The following is a 16314-nucleotide window of genomic DNA, read 5'->3' as shown; positions in this document are numbered from 1 at the left end:
TCATGGGGTGTAGCAAACTGCTTAATAAAGTTTGCCTGACCCCGGGTTGCAAAATCGTCTCCGCGCGTGATCTGTAAATCGTAGAGCCGTGCAATCAAGCCCATAAAAGCCAAGGCAATCAACCCAGACGCAATAAGCAATCGGCCGCGAAACCATTTCACTGCGTTGCGGCTTTGCACCTCAGAGCCTAGCGCCATGAGAGCCCCGAACGAGAAGCTGGCGCAACCAGACGGTCCAGCCACTCCATGGGCCGATGCATCAATGTTGCGACGAGAAAAGTAGAGACTGCCGTTGGAATTAAGGATGCCGTAGCCCAGCTAGCAAAAGCCGCTTCACCGCGAACCAGAAGCAGTAAACCAAATATCAATGCGTGATAAGCACAAACCATGGCGCCGCACATCAGCCCAAAGAAAACACTGCCACTGCCGTCTACACTTCCTGAACCACGGTAGGCCCAAACCGAGCATAATATCAGACTGACTTCGCAAAGTCCTACCGGCGCAAGCGCTAACCTTCCAGTGAAATAACCCAAGGCCAAAGCACTCAGTGCCATCGGTATAGGCTCGCGTCGCAAGGCCAAAAATACCGCCACAACCAAACCCACCTCGGGTACCACATGATACGGTAAGAGCTTGGGAGCTAGAGCCGTGCTCATGCTGATTCCCAGCCAACCAAATATCAACCAAACCACGTGTTTCATGGAGCTTGTACGGTTTCCGAGGCAGTCTCCTGAGGCTCTTCAACAAGAGCTGAGCCGCTATCCATGACCACCAAGACAGTTTCTAACTTGCCAAAATCAACCGTCGGTTCGAGCTTTACTTCCTGGTACAAGCCAAACTTACTTTTCTTAACTGCAGTCACCTGACCAACGGGAATGCCGCTTGGGAACGTATCGCCCACACCACTGGTGACCAGAATATCGCCTGGCTCAACCATGGCTGTTCTTGCTAACCGCTCTACCTCAATCCCCATAAATCTGTCGCCGCCACCGCCTCGTACTCTAGCCCGCGCTCGCGTACGCTGCACCACAATATCGAGCGAGTTGTTCACATCGACCATGAGAATAATATCCGAGTACTGCGCAGCCACCGCTTTCACCCGGCCCACAACTCCGGCTTCATTGATAACCGCCAGGCCTTCAACCAAACCATCGGAAGAACCTTGATTGATTCGAATCGAGCGAAAAAGTGGACTGGGCGAAATAGCAACAACATCCCCCACCAGATATTTTACCTGCGGCGTTTTACGCTTCATCTCTAAAAGTGAACGGAGGCGTTGATTCTCAAAGCTTTCCTCTGAACGCTCGCTTAGTTCGCGTTGCAATTTGCGATTCTGGATTTTAAGATTTCTGTTTTCTTCGCGCACACCGACTAAATAAAAATAATCAGACCAAACGCTTGTGACACCATCAACAGAACCTTCTATCAAAGACTGAATGGGAGCCGTGAGGTTGATAACGATTCGGTCAAGCCAATTGTGGTCACGTGCTTCTGAACTCTGGGCAGCATAGATGACAAAGGTCACCGCCACGAGAAGTGATACAACCAGGGGGTCGCGGTAGCGACTAAGAAAGCTCGTTCTCTTCTTAATGGACTTTTACCTGAGAAAGAAATTCAACGTTTTCTAGAACTTTACCCGTGCCCATCACCACACAATGAGAAGGATCGCTCGCAATAATCACAGGAAGACCTGTTTCCTCGCGTAGCCGGTGATCAAAGTTTGGTAACAAAGCGCCGCCGCCTGCCAGTACAATGCCTTTATCAACAATGTCTGCGGCAAGCTCTGGAGGCGTGCGTTCAAGGGCAACCTTAATGGTATCGACAATAGCGCTCAGCGGCTCACTTAAGGCTTCGTAAACCTCAACGGAATCGATTTCCACAGTACGAGGTACACCAGCCATCATGTCACGGCCTTTAACCGTTGTGGACTGAATTTCGTGATCTGGATGTGCGGTACCAATCGCCATCTTAATTTCTTCCGCGCTGTTGGTACCAATCAAGAGATTGTAGCGTTTCTTAATATGCTGAACGATGGCTTCATCCATTTTGTCGCCGCCAATACGAACGCTCCGAGAATAAACAATTCCCGCCAATGAAATCACAGCCACCTCAGTGGTTCCGCCACCGATATCGACAATCATGTTCCCCGAGGCTTCAACAACGGGCAGCTCTGCACCAATGGCCGCAGCCATCGGTTCTTCGATCAAATGTACTTCACGAGCACCCGCGCTTTCAGCGCTTTCACAAACCGCACGCTTTTCAACCTCGGTGATTCCATTGGGCACACAAATCACAACCCGTGGCTTAATCATTTTGCGAGTCTGTTGAGCTTTCTTGATAAAATGCCGCAGCATTTCCTCGGTCACCTCAAAGTCAGCAATAACCCCATCTTTGATGGGCCGGATCGCTGTCACCGCAGTTGGGGTACGGCCCAACATTTCTTTTGCTTCGCGCCCAACCGCAATCACATTGCGACCGCCTCGACCGTCATTTTGAACCACAACCACCGAAGGCTCATCACAAACAATCCCTTTGCCATTGGCATAAATAAGAGTGTTCGAAGTACCCAGATCGATGGCCAGGTCGTTACCGAAAAAATTTGCCATCCATCCAAACACGATAATCTTCCAGATAATTGAGATTGTTAACAAAATAGCCGAGCCCAGCAGGCTCGAACCGCTACGCGTGAATTAACACCGCACGACCCCGGCAGCAAGCCGGAATCTGGCTCTAAAGGGGCTCTGGGGCATAAAAAATAAAGCGTAGAGCGCTCAGCGGGTGTTGCAACCTGCCATTTGGAGCGTTAGGTCCAAACCCATGGACGAAAAGCAAGCACTCCAAGACGCGCTCCAAAGGCTTGCGCAATCCCAACCTGGCTCAACGCCCTATACAAATAACCGCCCCGTTCGAATTCCCGGTAAGCTCGACGGCAAAACCGCGGGGGTTTGCTTGAGCACGATTTGTCCCCATGTGCCCACCAAACGATGGGAAGATGCGATAGCTGAGGGTCGGCTTCAACGCAGTACCAAGCCCATCAATCTGACGACGATTATGCTGGCTGGTGAGCGTATCGAGTTCTTCATGCCCGATACGGTAGAACCGCCCATCGCATCCGCCATCGAAGTGCTCTACCTGGACAAACATCTCATCGCCATCAATAAGCCGGCCCCGTTGCCGGTTCACCCATGCGGACGTTTCAACAAACACAGCCTTCAGTGGCTTCTTCAGCAAGTTTGGCCGAACGAGAAACTAAGGCCCGCGCACCGCATCGACGCCGGAACCACCGGACTGCTCCTCATGAGCCGAAGCCGTGAGGCAGCCAGATTTGTGCAGCCTCAATTTGAGAGAAGGACCGTTGAAAAGGCCTACTTAGCAAGGGTTGAAGGCTGCCCGGTACAAAGCCACTTTATATCCAGAGCGCCAATCAAACGTCATGAAAACGGTTCTGCTCGGATGGTGACCGGTGATGGTGACAGCGCTGAAACAAGCTTTGAACTGCTTGAGCATTATCCAGACGGGACGTCGTTGATCTGTGCGAGACCTAAAAGTGGTAGAACCAATCAGATCAGAGTGCATTTAAAAGACGCCGGACTGCCTATTCTTGGAGATGAGACCTACGGCTCTGAAGTCGAAGATGCCGCGATTCAGCCCGCAAACCATGACCGCCTTCACCTGCACAGCTGGCAACTCTGCTTCGAGCATCCGCAGGACGGCTTAAGACGTCAATGGCAATCGCCTCGTCCAACCTGGGCGCAGTAAAACCCAAAAAGTAAATCAAGTATCCGTTTTTATTGAATTAAAGAAGTGAACGGCGCCAGCGACCTAGCGGTCACTGGCGCGTTGCCACATGTGCAGCCCGAGCTAATCGCTCTATTACCCTCCCCAGAGAACAGAGATACTCAAGGGCTGCTGGCGCGATGCTCTTAGCGGCATGTGCACATTTCGTCAACCAAGAACCGCCAAACTCAGCGCGCTCTTCGTTTTGCTTTACTTTTGGAGTTCTTCGCAGCCTCTTCAGCCAGTATGGCTTTAACCGCTCCCCACGAACATATCGGGCAATCCTCCGGGACATGCCCACGGGCTGGGCAGAATTTTCGCCCGAAATAAATGAACTGAAGATGGACTTTGCCCCAATGCTCAGCCAAAAAAACCTTTTTCAGGTCCTTTTCAACAACGTCTACGTTTTTCCCCCGGCTAAGACCCCACCGCCGAGCAAGCCTGAAAATATGGGTATCCACCGGAAAGGCTGGCATTCCAAAGGCCTGGGTCATCACCACAGAGGCTGTCTTGTGGCCAACTCCTGGTAAAGCTTCCATTCCCTCAAGGGTATCCGGAACCACCCCGTCGTATTCTTCTGCCAAAATTTGTGAGAGCTTTAAGATATTTTTGGCCTTGGTCGGTGCCAGGCCACACGAACGAATGGTTTCAAGAATCGCCTCAACTGAAACCTTAGCCATATCTTTGGCATTGTCGGCGAGTTCAAAGAGAGCCGGTGTTACTAAGTTTACTCGCTCGTCCGTGCACTGGGCCGAGAGTAATACCGCCACCAAAAGAGTGTAGGCATCCTTGTGGTCCAACGGAATCGGCGGCTCGGCAAAGTGCTCGTCCAAAATACTACTAATTTTTTCAACTTTTTCTGCTTTTCGCATGCTGGCCTCATTACTAATTGCCGGCTGGTTGAGCAAGCCCCCGATCGACCTCTCAAAGGGAGTATGTCACAATGCGTTATCTACTGGGTTTCATTATCTGGCCAATGTGCTAGGGGCCTGGACTTGAAGATAAACCAAACCGCAATAAGCCACAGGGCATAGCAGTAAAGCGGTTGAACCAGGAGAAGTATCCATGAGCCAAGAAACAGTCGTTCTTGCCTATTCAGGCGGTTTGGACACCAGTTGCATCCTCAAGTGGTTAAAGCTCAAAGACTTTCGCGTAGTGGCATATATTGCCGACGTAGGTCAGGAAGAAGACTTCGAACAGGTTCGCCGCAACGCCGAAATGACCGGCGCTGATGAAGTTGTGATTGTCGATTGTAAGGAAGAATTCGTTACAGACTACATCTTCCCAAGCATTGCGGGTAACGCCGTTTATGAAAACCGCTACCTCCTCGGGACTTCACTCGCTCGGCCCATTATCGCCAAGCGACAAATCGAGATTGCCCGCAAATACAACGCCAGCTACGTAAGCCACGGCGCGACTGGTAAAGGCAACGATCAAGTACGCTTTGAACTCGCCTACGCCGCGCTTGCTCCCGACATCAAAGTCTACGCTCCCTGGAAAGACCAAGAGTTCCTCGAGAAATTTCAAGGACGAGTAGATCTTATCAACTTCGCCAAAGAGCAAGGCATCGATATTCCGGTCACATTAAAGAAGCCTTACAGTACCGATGAAAACCTCATGCACAAAAGCTATGAGTCCGGACAACTCGAAGATCCTATGGCTCCTGCAGACCCTAGCATCTTTACTGTTTGCAAAAATCCACAAGATGCACCCGACGAAACCGAGAACATTGAGATTGAATTCAAGGACGGGGTTCCTATTCGCGTTAAAAGCCAACTCACCGGCCAAGAAGAAACCGAAGCCATGGCGCTTTTCGGAATGCTTAATGACCTAGGTCGTAAACACGGAATCGGTCGTATCGATATCGTTGAAAACCGATTTGTCGGTATTAAGAGTCGCGGTATTTACGAAACACCCGGAGGAACGATTCTCCACAATGCTCACCGAGATATTGAAGGCATCGCCATGGACGCAGAAGTTCTTAGACTTCGCGACATGCTTTCCCCAAAATTCGCTCAAATTATCTACAACGGTTTCTGGTTTAGTCCTGAAATGGACTTCTTAATGGCTGCCATCAAGAAGAGCCTTGAACTCATCGACGGTACCGTTGTCCTAAGCCTTTACAAAGGCAACTGCATGGCCATCGCGCGAAGCAGCTCAAGCTCACTTTACAACCAGGACCTCTCCAGCATGGACATTGCTGGTGGATTTGACCAAACAGACAGTGCCGGCTTTATCCGCATCAACTCGCTGCGACTCCAAGCTCACCGTCTCATTGTGAAAAAATCTGAGTCAAATTAGTCAAGTTGAGCAATTTCACTCAACCATTGCCCACTCCGTCGGCACTGTGTAGTGTATCCTTGTTCTGTTTGGTACATGTGTCCTTACATGTACCTGCAAGGCTCTGGGATAGGCGATGAGTGAAGAAAACCTTGAAATTCTCTACCAAATCCGCAGCGAGCTGCCGGTTCTAAGAGACCTCGAGACCCGCCGTAATCTCGGCAGCCTTACTCCTGAGGAAGAAGCTCGCTGGATCCAACTCTACGCCAGCGTCCTGCGCCTTTTTGGAGCCCGTCACGGAAAACTCCTTGAGCAGCGTAAAGCCATGCGAGTGCCATTGCGCACCAAGGTCAATTTTACCGTCAGTGGCGAACAGTTTTACTGTATGTCCCACGATATCAGCACCCAAGGTATTGCCGTGGAGTTTAACCACCGGATACCCGAAACCGCTGAGGTGGCAATGTTCATTCAAATCAGACCCTACCGATTCTTTGGACTCTTAAGAGGACCACCTCTGGAGACCAAAAGCGTGATTCGGTGGCGTAGCGCGGAAGCCAATCGCATCGGCTTTGAGTTTGTTGACCTACAACCAGGCCACCGAACGCTGATTGAAGATACTGTCTTTAAAGAAATCGAGCAGCGCGTCCAACGCGTGATTAAAGAAGGCAAACTTCTCGCTGCGGCTCAGGGATGATCAAGTTCATACTCATTCTTGGATTGCTCGGTATCCAAGCTGGCTGCGGCTACCAGGTTCTACGAGGAGATACCCTCCTGGGCTACTCCGAGATCAGCATCGCCAACATCGAAGAGCCCTCGGTCATCGGCATCACCACACTGCTCACACGCCACCTTGAGGAACGCCTGCTCGAAAATGGTCTAACCATCGTCTCAAATGACGGCTCATCGCCCCTCATCCTTGAGATTTCTCTCAAAAATCCACGAACCTCGACGACCATCATTTCAAGTATCGATCGCGGTGTACCCACCTACCGTGAATCGCTGACGCTTCAAGCCTCACTTAAGGACACGGCCAGTGGCCAGACCCGTTGGCAGGTACGGCTCAGGGGACAAGACCTTTTTCGCCAAGAAACAAATGAGGCCGGGGACACCGCACTGCTTACCGAGGCCGGTCGCCAACGTTCACTTGATCGTATTGCACGTCGATTCGCCCTTGAGCTTTCCAACCGGATGCTGGTAGCCAGCCTTGCTAAAGACGAGGCAGAGTAAGATGGCAATAAGACGAGACTTTGAACAAGACATTCGAAAACCTGAACGTATGCCGATTTACGTTCTTACGAGCCCAGACACGCTGCTCCTCACTGAAGCCATCGCTAAACTAAGAGCGCTTTCTCTGACTGCTGCTCCCGATTTCAATCGGAATGATTTTCGCGCAGGCGAGTGTAAACCTATTGATGTGATATCCGCCGCGGAGAGCATGCCCATGATGGCGCCACTTCGCTGGGTCCATCTAAGTGATATCCACAAACTCAAAGCTAAAGACCATCCACCCTTTATGGAGTACCTCAAGAACCCATCACCCACCACTGTGATGTGTCTCTCTGGTGAGAAGCTAGACCTAAGAACCAAACTTGGTAAGGCACTTTCAAAGGCTAATTGCGTTTTTCAATTCGCCGTTCCGCAACAAAGAGACATTGGCGGCTGGTTGAATGCTCGCGCCAAAGACCACGGCATTAAAATTGAACGCGATGCCTGTGCTCTGATTGCCGACTTTATTGGCACCGAGCTTGGCATCCTCGACAATGCTCTTCATCAAGTTGCCGCCTATGCCGGTGAAGATGCAGTGGTAAGCTGCGACGATGTTGAGACCTGCTTAATCTCCTCGCGTGTACGCATTGTGTGGGACCTCACCGATGCCATCGGCGACCGCAACCTTTCACTTGCCTCCACCTTGGTTCGTAATCTAATCGACGGCGGGGAAGACGCATTTCCTATTCTCGGCGCCATTTGTTACCGATTGAGGCTCATGTTTAGAACGAGGGAAATGCTCGAGCGCGGTGCCTCACCCCGAGACGTTAAGCAAAATATCAAATTGGGACGGGATGCAGATCGTTTAATTGATGGGGCTAAACGCTATACCGTCAACGAACTCAGTCACGCGTTGCACTGCGCGGCCCAGGCCGACATCCGACTCAAATCAACACCACTAAGCCAAGGAGTTATTCTCGATAGACTCCTGGTAGATATCCACAGCCATGGAGCTCTCCAAGGATGAGAATACTTCTAATATTATCGCTCCTTCTTTTCATGAGTGCTTGCGAAGAGCCCTTGGAAATTCCCCCAGCGACGCCTGCATCTGGGCATATCACCGTGGTCGACCAAATCGGTCCTGCCGGTAATACGGGCTGGTGGCCAACACTGGCACTCGACAGTAAAGAGCAACCTCACTTAGCCTGGTGTGATGTTTGGAATGGCGATCTCAAATATGCGACGCGAGCAAAAGATGGCTCTTGGACCCCCATTACCGTGGCCAGAGAAGGTGCGGTTGGCAAATACACCAGCCTTGCAGTTGGACCGGATGATAAACCTGCCATCTCCTATTACGACCAAACTATGAAATTCCTAAAGTTCTCCTTCGAGGGAGCTGACGGCGTTTGGAATCACGAGAACGTAGCATGGGGCTTAGAGGCAGGCATGGGAAGTGAACTTCGCTTCGACGCAGAAGGAAGACCCAACCTTTTTTATTACCTACCCAGTGGCAAGTTTGTGCATGGCCGCCGAAATAAAGATGGCACTTGGTCCAAAAAAATCATCATGGTCGTAACCGGCGCGTTCTCAATTAAAATCAGCCCGGTTCTTCGTAAAGATGGCTTTTGGATATCTTTCGTAAACTGGAACTTCAAAGACACGGAGCTCATTCTCGCGAAACCTGTCAATGCTGAGGCCCAGACCTACACAACCGAAGTCATTGAAGACCGCGATGGTCCAGGATGGCGTAGCCACCTTTCGTTCAACGCCAAGGGTGAGCCGCAAATTCTTTATTCACAAAACAAGCGCCGACAACTCTGGATTGCAGAACCTGGGCCTGAGGGCTGGAAGCACAGCCAAATCTTACAGGAGACGCTTACGTTCTCTGCGAGCCTAACGGAGCAACAAACCTTTGCTGTAGCCTTCGAGGACATGACCGGCCCAATGAGTGAGGCAGGTGGCACGGTTAAAATCGCCCGAGGCCGCGGTACGGTATGGAAACAAGAAACTGTAGATCATGAAGGCCCCGGCGGAGAGCACCTATCGTTGGTAACCACCAAGTCCGGTAAAGCCATCATTGCTTATTTTTCGCGGACCATCCGCGGATTGAAAGTATTTGATGAAACACGCGCGCCCTAAGCTCAGCGAACAGCTTTTAAAGCCTTAAGCATCTCACTCAATTCCTTTTTTGAGATCGAACGTTGACCAAATCGCCTCGACTCATACACCTCCAAAGCGCCTTCCAGAACAGGTTCTGAATCCTCAAGCCTTTGCATGGCCTCTCGTAAGCTCATCGAAAAATCCACCGGGCTCCCAGATAGCCGAACAATGGCAAGTTCAAGCGCATAACCTAATTTATCCCGTGCAACTCCCCTCTTAAATAGCTTGTCCTGATAGCGCCATAAAAATAGGACACCGAAAGCCAGAAGCGAAAAAGCAACCATCAAACGAAGTGGCCAACCCGAAAGTTTTCGTGAGGTATCTCGTACGGTAATAAAAACTCCCGTAAAGAGATTAAACTGTTCGCGCAATCCAAACTCCACAACATACTCGTCCCAGGCACGACTCATCTTTTCATAAAAACGGGCCACGCCTGAAAGATAGCCAGGGGTCTCTAAGGCAAGAGGTGTAGCGTCTACCGCCCACCAACCCCGGCCGGGCTCAAACCACTCAACCCAAACGTGCGCGTGCTTGCCGGTAAACACCGCGACCTCAGATTCATCATCCCAAAGCCCTCCCTGGTAACCGCCCACCACACGGCTTGGAATACCGGCGCCACGCAGAAGCGCTGCAAATGCAGTTGCAAAATACTCACAATGGCCACGTCTATCCTCGAAAAGAAAAGCTGCCAAAGGATCTGGCTTATCCCGGTTGGGTTGCTCGAGGGTATAAGTGAATCCATTTTGTAAAAATCGGCGAATGGCTTCAACCCTGGCAATCGAAGTTTGCTTACCTTCAACAAGCTCACTCGCAGTTGTCACCAGACGAGAATCAATACGGTCTGGGAGTTTCAGGAAGTAATCGATTCCTGCCGGGTACTCGGTTACATCTGGCTTACCCGATGAAACATATTGCCCTATCCGTTCAAGGCCACCGCGTACCCTATATCGTATCGGCCCAGTGGGCGTTCGGTTTGCGACCAATGTGCTCGAGAGGTCAACGCCCGTTACCTTTAACCTCAAAGATGGGTTCGATTGACCACCATAAATAACCCGCGCTTCCTGCACGGGGCCTAGAGAAGGCAGAATCGGTAACCCAAGAGGATGAGAGAAAACTTCGTAAACAAACTCACCCGAATTTGGCTTTTGTGCGATACCCGCATCTAGCTTTTGGACAGGGAGCTGACCTCGTTTAAACCCAGATGCTAAGAGTTCATCGTAGACCGGCCCCCGAAGGTAAAGGCCTCCCTCAAACTGTGATAAACTAAGGCCGTAGATTCTAGCCACAGCAGTGCCGCTTCCCGTCTCACCACGAGGCCTATCTTGTAAAGAGACGCTCCCCGGAACAGAGCTTGCCCCTCGGGCAAAGAGTCCTAAATTTTTCAGGCCCATTCTTGGAAAGGTTACGAACAAAACTCCAGTTGAGAAAACTATAAAAATCGAAAGAGCTGCCACCACGGCAAGAAATCTTCCGGTTATGATATCTCGGCGATTGAGTGTTACTTCCTCTCGAATACCACCGAGTCGCTTCGACTCCATACCCGCGCCAACGACCAGTTGACGCGTTACCAAAGCCCAAACCATCGCAACCGCATAGCCAAGGCTCACAAGGCCATAGGTCACCTCAGTGTGCAGAACAGAGCCTGAGAACATAAGTAATAAAGTTAAGAGTAAAAGCTGACCATCGTGTTTTAGAGTGGCCGCAGTAATAAGCCGCGCCAAAGTAATCACCATCAGCGCCACACCCGCGGCGAGCACCGCAGCTTCCATTCCCATATTGCGCAGAATCAGACCAGCCCAAAGGAGGCCACCTAAACCCAGCAAGGTACCAAGCCAGCCTGGTAAATACTTCCTCTCGAGCCGCAGGGGCATCATCACTGCCACGACGAGCAAAGCCCCCCATAGCTGCACGGGAAGCGTGCCTCCGAGTAAAACGCTGAGCATTGCCATCACCAAAGACGTGCAGAACCCTGCTTGATACCAGGCCCATAAACTCATGAAGAAGCAGCCTCTACAAAATCAAGGGCGATGAATTCCTGACCGGCTCCTGCCTGCCCTGCATCATCACCCAGAATGAGATGAGCCGTGTCAGCGCGCACGCGATATAACGGTAAATCACCGGTTAGATCCAAAGCAGCACATCCCAACAAAACCTGAGTGATCTGGCGCCTGCCTGTATCCGGCGCGATGAAAAAACCTGGGGCCAAAATTCCAACACTTAAGCCTTGCTCCAACAAACTTTCGGCAACACTGCAAAAAAGAGCAAGATCACGCTCAGTATCGCGGCTCTGTGCTCTGCCAACCGAGAGCTGCAAGATAACTTTATTACCGGCCATCGCTTCATGCTCGCGGACCAAGGGCTTGCCAACTCTTAATGACGTGCGCCAGTGAATACCGCGGGCATCTTCTCCTTCTCTAAAATCTCGAAGAGAGAAAAACTCTTCACCCATTCCAGGTACCCTGGCTGGAGAATAACCCAAGCGGGTATAAACTGAAGTCGCCAAATCAGAGACACTTAGCCGCTCTGGAGCCACCCAGAATGAATCGCTATTATTTTTTGAAAATCGCCGAATTTTTTCGAAAAACCCAAATGGGTACGCCGTTCGCGCTTCGGCGTAATCTACGGCGTAGAAGCCTCGTGTGCTGGGTACAAAGCGGGCGTGTAAATCCATTTTCGAAGAGGCCTCAACACGAAGCCGGAAAGGTCCTGGTACGAGAATCTGCTTTTGGTGATGGCGCAGCCGAATCGTATAGCGTGTGGCAAAAGCCGGTGACTTCGTGGCCTCATTACTAAGCTTTAAAGCAATGGATGAGGATTCGTTCACACGCCCCAATAGAGGCGGCGTCACTTCAAGCTTTAAAATACGTAAAGTGGCCTCACTTAAAACACCAGAAATGACGATGGACGCGAGGACCATTCCCCAGCCAAGAAACAATAAGTTGTTGCCAGTGTTAATAGCAGCGAAGCCCGATGCTAAAGCAATCATCAAAATGACGCGGCCGTCACGCTGAACCTTAAGTTGGCGAGGTGCTCTATCCCAAAAGATCCGCCAACGCTTTCGAACTGCGCTCATTAGCGAGGGACCGCGATTTGTCCCAGCAGCTCATCAATTAATGCCGTGACCGCTTGGCGTCTGCCGGAAGCTGAGCCCGCAAGTACCAAACGATGACCCAAGACTGGAGCGATTAACGTTTTAATATCGTCAGGCAAGACGTAATCACGCCCTTGCAGCCAAGCTCTCGTCCTTGCAATCGCCACCAATGCTATGGCGCTTCGAGGTGAGGCACCCAACAGAATGTCTGCATGACGACGGGTGGCCTCGATGATTTCGAGCGTATAATCAGCAACCTCCGCAGATAAAATCACTGCGTCTGCAAGCTTTTGAACCGCCACCAACTCTTCGGTCTCCAAGCAGGTTGAAAGCTCTTCAAGCCGCGACGCAGGTTCACTCGGGTTAAAAAGCAACTCACGTTCAGCCTCACGCCCGGGGTACCCTAAATGCAGACTCACCATGAATCTGTCGAGCTGACTCTCTGGAAGCGGGTATGCACCGTGATGTTCAACAGGGTTTTGTGTGGCGATGACTGTGAAGAGTTCTTCGAGAGCATGCCGGGTATCATCAAGTGTAACGGCCCTCTCCGCCATCGCTTCAAGCATCGCGGATTGAGTCCTTGGAGACGCGCGGTTGATCTCATCAGCCAACACAATCTGCCGCATAATGGGGCCGGGTCTAAAATGAAGCTGCCCCGTAGTGGGGTCTAAAACCTGCATCCCCAACACATCCCCTGGCAACATATCCGAAGTGAACTGAATCCGGGCGAACGAGTGCCCCAGAACCTTGGCAATCGCGCGGGCCAGAGTTGTTTTTCCCACACCGGGAACGTCTTCAAGTAAAACATGACCTCTGGCGAGGATCGCGGCGAAAACCAGTTCGATGGCTGTGGATTGCCCTCGAACGACGGAACCTACCGACTCCATAGCGCCTTTTATGGATTCACGAAGCTGCGCGGCGTTCTTGCCGGTCGATTTTTTTAACGGAGCTTGATGCTGCATGCCCACCACCTATTTTGACTTGGTCACTTCTATGCTACCCAGGAACCCAACTTGCAGACCACAAAATTTCAAGATCATAAGGCTTAGTGATGTCGAATAGCGGTAAATTGTTTCTAATTGACGGCAGCGCGTACATTTTTCGCGCATACTACGGGATTCGCCCACTCTCCACGAGTGCAGGGGTCCCTACTAACGCCGTTGTCGGCTTCGCGCGCATGGTTGCACGGCTCATCAAAGAGCAGGCTCCAGACTACATCGTGATGGTTTTTGATACCAAAGAGCCAAACTTTCGCCATGAACTCTTCCCTGACTACAAAGCCAACCGAGACGCTCCGCCAGAAGACCTGATTCCTCAGTTCGCCCTGATTCACCAGCTCGTGGATGCCATGGACTTGGTCGATCTCTCGATGCCTGGCTACGAAGCAGACGATATCATCGGTACACTTTCTCGGCGGGCCACCGCTTCTAAGATCGATACCGTCATCGTCTCATCCGATAAAGACTTAATGCAGCTCGTGAATGACTCGGTCACCATGTACGACCCGATGCGCGAAAAAGTTTATGACCGTGAGGCCGTTACTGAAAAGTTTGGGGTCGGCCCCGAATTTGTAGCCGATGCCTTAGCTCTTGCGGGCGATACCAGTGACAACATTCCCGGTGTTCCCAAGGTTGGCCTGAAGACAGCTGCTAAACTCATCAATCGTTTTGGCGATGTGGAAGCGGTTATCGCTGGTGTTGAAACCATCGAAAAACCCAAAGCAGCAGAGCGCTCAGTCACTGAGAATCAAGCAAGTGCTCGACTTTCCAAAGAGCTCACTCTCCTGGATAAGGATGCGCCTGTTGAATGGGAGCTGGAAAGTTACACCTTTCGGACGCCCAACAAAGAGAAGCTTACCGACTTTTTCGATCTCATTGAAGCTCGCGCCCTCTTGCGCGACTTTAAACTCGATGACTCGGCCACCTCTACCAAAGCGGCAACACCCAAAGCAAAGCCAGCTCAAGAGGCTGCGCAAAGCCTGCCTGTCATCAACCGAGATGACTACCGCACAATTCTCGATGAGACGGCTCTAGACGAATTCATCCAGGCCATCGAATCGCAGAAGCTTTTCAGCTTTGACCTTGAGACAACTTCCCTCAACGCTCACCGCGCCGAGATTGTTGGGTTCGCCATGGCCGTCGAAGGTCAATCCGCCGTGTATGTTCCAGTTGCACACCGCTACCTCGGGATGCCCAAGCAGCTCAGTCATGACTTGGTCATCGATAAATTGAAGCCGATTCTTGAAAGCTCATCGGTTGGCAAAGTCGGACAAAACCTGAAGTACGATATGAACGTGCTTGCCCGAATTGGCGTGCGCCTTGAGGGTATTCGCGAAGACAGTATGCTCGCTGCCTATATTCTCAATGCAACACTTTCATCCTACTCCCTTGACGCCCTTGCGCGCGAGGAACTCCAGCACGAAACCATTTCTTATAAATCCCTCACCGGGACGGGTAAGAAACAGATAGGCTTTGATGAAGTAGCCGTTGAAGATGCCAGTCGCTATGCCTCTGAGGATGCCGACATCGCTTATAAACTCTGCGAGATTTTGGCGAAAAGAATGAGCTCTTCCTCCATGGCACATGTCTATCGGGACCTCGAACTTCCATTGGTGCCAGTCCTCGCTAAGATGGAACAAACCGGAATCAAAATCGACGTGCCTCACCTTCAGGCGCTGAGCACAGAGTTTGCTACACGGCTTCGCGAAATTGAGGCCAAGGCACATGCCCTTATTGGTGAAACCATTAACCTTGCATCACCGAAACAACTCTCTCACGTATTTTTTGAAAAGCTCGGTTATCCCGTGATCAAAAAAACGAAAACAGGCTACTCAACAGACCAAGAAGTTTTAGAAACACTCGCCAAGGATTATGAGCTTCCTGGCGTGGTTCTGGAATATCGAATGCTCGCCAAACTAAAATCAACTTATGTTGATGCTCTACCCAAACTTGCCGACAGCGGTTCAGGGCGGGTGCACACAAGCTACAATCAAACCGGGACAGCCACGGGCCGACTCTCTAGCACCGACCCAAATTTACAAAACATTCCGATTCGCAGCGAAGATGGAAAACGTATTCGTAAGGCATTTGTTGCCGACGAAGGCTGGTGTTTGGTCGCAGCCGACTATTCTCAAATTGAGCTGCGTGTCATGGCCCACCTCTGCCAGGATGAAGCCTTCGTTGAAGCCTTTAGACAAGGCGAAGATATTCACAGCCGAACCGCCCGAGAAATCCTCACAGGAGGCGCGGAAGTAGACAGCGAATCCAGAAGACGCGCCAAGGCGATTAACTTTGGTATCCTCTACGGACTGAGCGAATTTGGACTGGCTAAACAACTGGGCATCAGTCGAAGTGAAGCCAAAGATTATATTTCGGCCTACTTTGGTCGCTACCCGAAAATTCGTCATTTTCTGGACCGATGCATCGAGGAAGGCCGTGAAAATGGTTATGTTTCCACGCTCTCCGGCCGCCAGCGTGCCTTACCAGAACTTAAGAGTAAAAATGGTAATATCCGCAAGGGTGCAGAACGCATTGCAATGAACACTCCCATCCAGGGCAGCGCCGCAGACCTTATAAAAATGGCAATGCTCAAGGTCGCAGAACGCCTGGAAAAAGAAAATATGCGCTCACGACTATTACTCCAGGTACATGATGAACTTGTACTTGAATCTCCCCTCGAAGAACGGGATGCTTTGGTAAACTTGGTCCGAGAGGAAATGTCGAGCGTCATGGAACTCAGTGTTCCCCTGGTCGTTGATGTTGGCTTCGGACAATCATGGGCCGAGGCTCACTAATCGGGGAG

General features: G+C 51.1%; 15 protein-coding genes. 7 read left to right on the top strand and 8 right to left on the bottom strand.

What is annotated here, in order from left to right; translation table 11 throughout:
• The 4 genes from HOK28_21205 to HOK28_21190 form a co-directional block, all read right to left on the bottom strand.
• Nucleotides 1–197: hypothetical protein (locus HOK28_21205; protein MBT6435626.1), on the bottom strand; the 197-nt coding region annotated here is incomplete at its 3' end.
• Nucleotides 188–655, bottom strand: coding sequence for a hypothetical protein (locus HOK28_21200; GenBank protein ID MBT6435625.1), 468 nt, complete (start codon nucleotides 653–655; stop codon nucleotides 188–190). The genes HOK28_21200 and HOK28_21205, both read right to left, overlap by 10 nt.
• 41 nt (nucleotides 656–696) lie before the next feature.
• Nucleotides 697–1590 (bottom strand): rod shape-determining protein MreC, encoded by an 894-nt coding sequence (gene mreC / locus HOK28_21195; protein ID MBT6435624.1) that lies wholly within the window; start codon nucleotides 1588–1590, stop codon nucleotides 697–699.
• On the bottom strand, nucleotides 1586–2605 hold the full coding sequence (locus HOK28_21190) for a rod shape-determining protein (protein MBT6435623.1): 1020 nt from the start codon (nucleotides 2603–2605) through the stop codon (nucleotides 1586–1588). The genes mreC and HOK28_21190 overlap by 5 nt, the downstream gene beginning before the upstream one ends.
• 211 nt (nucleotides 2606–2816) lie before the next feature.
• Here HOK28_21190 and HOK28_21185 point away from each other — a divergent pair, with 211 nt between their 5' ends.
• The gene (locus tag HOK28_21185; GenBank protein MBT6435622.1) at nucleotides 2817–3758 is read left to right on the top strand and encodes an RluA family pseudouridine synthase; all 942 of its coding nucleotides are present in this window, start codon (nucleotides 2817–2819) and stop codon (nucleotides 3756–3758) included.
• 206 nt (nucleotides 3759–3964) lie between these two features.
• Here the strand turns inward: HOK28_21185 and nth are convergent, their stop codons facing one another.
• Entirely contained in the window at nucleotides 3965–4648 is a 684-nt protein-coding gene (gene nth / locus HOK28_21180; GenBank protein MBT6435621.1) for an endonuclease III, read from the bottom strand.
• Between the two features lie 193 nt (nucleotides 4649–4841).
• Between nth and HOK28_21175 the strand changes: the two genes are divergently transcribed.
• From HOK28_21175 to HOK28_21155, 5 genes are all read left to right on the top strand, one after another.
• Nucleotides 4842–6077, top strand: a complete 1236-nt coding sequence (locus HOK28_21175; protein MBT6435620.1) for an argininosuccinate synthase — start codon at nucleotides 4842–4844, stop codon at nucleotides 6075–6077.
• 115 nt (nucleotides 6078–6192) lie between these two features.
• On the top strand, nucleotides 6193–6750 hold the full coding sequence (locus tag HOK28_21170) for a PilZ domain-containing protein (protein MBT6435619.1): 558 nt from the start codon (nucleotides 6193–6195) through the stop codon (nucleotides 6748–6750).
• A complete protein-coding gene (locus HOK28_21165) occupies nucleotides 6747–7283 on the top strand; it encodes a hypothetical protein (protein MBT6435618.1) in 537 nt (178 codons plus the stop codon). Before HOK28_21170 ends, HOK28_21165 begins: the two co-directional genes overlap by 4 nt.
• A 1-nt stretch (nucleotide 7284) precedes the next feature.
• Nucleotides 7285–8289 (top strand): DNA polymerase III subunit delta, encoded by a 1005-nt coding sequence (gene holA / locus HOK28_21160; protein ID MBT6435617.1) that lies wholly within the window; start codon nucleotides 7285–7287, stop codon nucleotides 8287–8289.
• On the top strand, nucleotides 8286–9401 hold the full coding sequence (locus HOK28_21155) for a hypothetical protein (protein ID MBT6435616.1): 1116 nt from the start codon (nucleotides 8286–8288) through the stop codon (nucleotides 9399–9401). Before holA ends, HOK28_21155 begins: the two co-directional genes overlap by 4 nt.
• A gap of 2 nt (nucleotides 9402–9403) precedes the next feature.
• Here HOK28_21155 and HOK28_21150 read toward each other — a convergent pair whose 3' ends face one another.
• Genes HOK28_21150 through HOK28_21140 form a run of 3 tightly spaced genes read right to left on the bottom strand, consistent with a single transcriptional unit; the run spans nucleotide 9404 to nucleotide 13400 of the window.
• On the bottom strand, nucleotides 9404–11419 hold the full coding sequence (locus tag HOK28_21150; GenBank protein MBT6435615.1) for a transglutaminase domain-containing protein: 2016 nt from the start codon (nucleotides 11417–11419) through the stop codon (nucleotides 9404–9406).
• On the bottom strand, nucleotides 11416–12495 hold the full coding sequence (locus HOK28_21145; protein ID MBT6435614.1) for a DUF58 domain-containing protein: 1080 nt from the start codon (nucleotides 12493–12495) through the stop codon (nucleotides 11416–11418). Before HOK28_21145 ends, HOK28_21150 begins: the two co-directional genes overlap by 4 nt.
• Complete coding sequence (locus HOK28_21140) at nucleotides 12495–13400, bottom strand: MoxR family ATPase (protein ID MBT6435613.1); 906 nt, start codon at nucleotides 13398–13400, stop codon at nucleotides 12495–12497. Before HOK28_21140 ends, HOK28_21145 begins: the two co-directional genes overlap by 1 nt.
• A gap of 164 nt (nucleotides 13401–13564) precedes the next feature.
• Here HOK28_21140 and polA point away from each other — a divergent pair, with 164 nt between their 5' ends.
• The gene (polA, locus tag HOK28_21135; protein MBT6435612.1) at nucleotides 13565–16306 is read left to right on the top strand and encodes a DNA polymerase I; all 2742 of its coding nucleotides are present in this window, start codon (nucleotides 13565–13567) and stop codon (nucleotides 16304–16306) included.
• The last annotated feature ends 8 nt before the right edge of the window (nucleotides 16307–16314 follow it).

The sequence above is a fragment of the Deltaproteobacteria bacterium genome (genome assembly GCA_018668695.1).
Lineage (GTDB): Bacteria > Myxococcota > XYA12-FULL-58-9 > XYA12-FULL-58-9 > JABJBS01 > JABJBS01.
The sequence above is the reverse complement of the archived record's forward strand: the minus strand, read 5'-3'. Positions and strand labels throughout refer to the sequence as shown.

Bases quoted from the DNA above. Each gene is read 5' to 3' on its own strand.
- HOK28_21200 (MBT6435625.1), bottom strand. From the start codon at position 655: ATGAGCACGGCTCTAGCTCCCAAGCTCTTACCGTATCATGTGGTACCC.
- HOK28_21190 (MBT6435623.1), bottom strand. From the start codon at position 2,605: ATGGCAAATTTTTTCGGTAACGACCTGGCCATCGATCTGGGTACTTCG.
- HOK28_21185 (MBT6435622.1), top strand. From the start codon at position 2,817: ATGGACGAAAAGCAAGCACTCCAAGACGCGCTCCAAAGGCTTGCGCAA.
- nth (MBT6435621.1), bottom strand. From the start codon at position 4,648: ATGCGAAAAGCAGAAAAAGTTGAAAAAATTAGTAGTATTTTGGACGAG.
- HOK28_21175 (MBT6435620.1), top strand. From the start codon at position 4,842: ATGAGCCAAGAAACAGTCGTTCTTGCCTATTCAGGCGGTTTGGACACC.
- HOK28_21170 (MBT6435619.1), top strand. From the start codon at position 6,193: ATGAGTGAAGAAAACCTTGAAATTCTCTACCAAATCCGCAGCGAGCTG.
- HOK28_21165 (MBT6435618.1), top strand. From the start codon at position 6,747: ATGATCAAGTTCATACTCATTCTTGGATTGCTCGGTATCCAAGCTGGC.
- holA (MBT6435617.1), top strand. From the start codon at position 7,285: ATGGCAATAAGACGAGACTTTGAACAAGACATTCGAAAACCTGAACGT.
- HOK28_21155 (MBT6435616.1), top strand. From the start codon at position 8,286: ATGAGAATACTTCTAATATTATCGCTCCTTCTTTTCATGAGTGCTTGC.
- HOK28_21150 (MBT6435615.1), bottom strand. From the start codon at position 11,419: ATGAGTTTATGGGCCTGGTATCAAGCAGGGTTCTGCACGTCTTTGGTG.
- HOK28_21145 (MBT6435614.1), bottom strand. From the start codon at position 12,495: ATGAGCGCAGTTCGAAAGCGTTGGCGGATCTTTTGGGATAGAGCACCT.
- HOK28_21140 (MBT6435613.1), bottom strand. From the start codon at position 13,400: ATGGAGTCGGTAGGTTCCGTCGTTCGAGGGCAATCCACAGCCATCGAA.
- polA (MBT6435612.1), top strand. From the start codon at position 13,565: ATGTCGAATAGCGGTAAATTGTTTCTAATTGACGGCAGCGCGTACATT.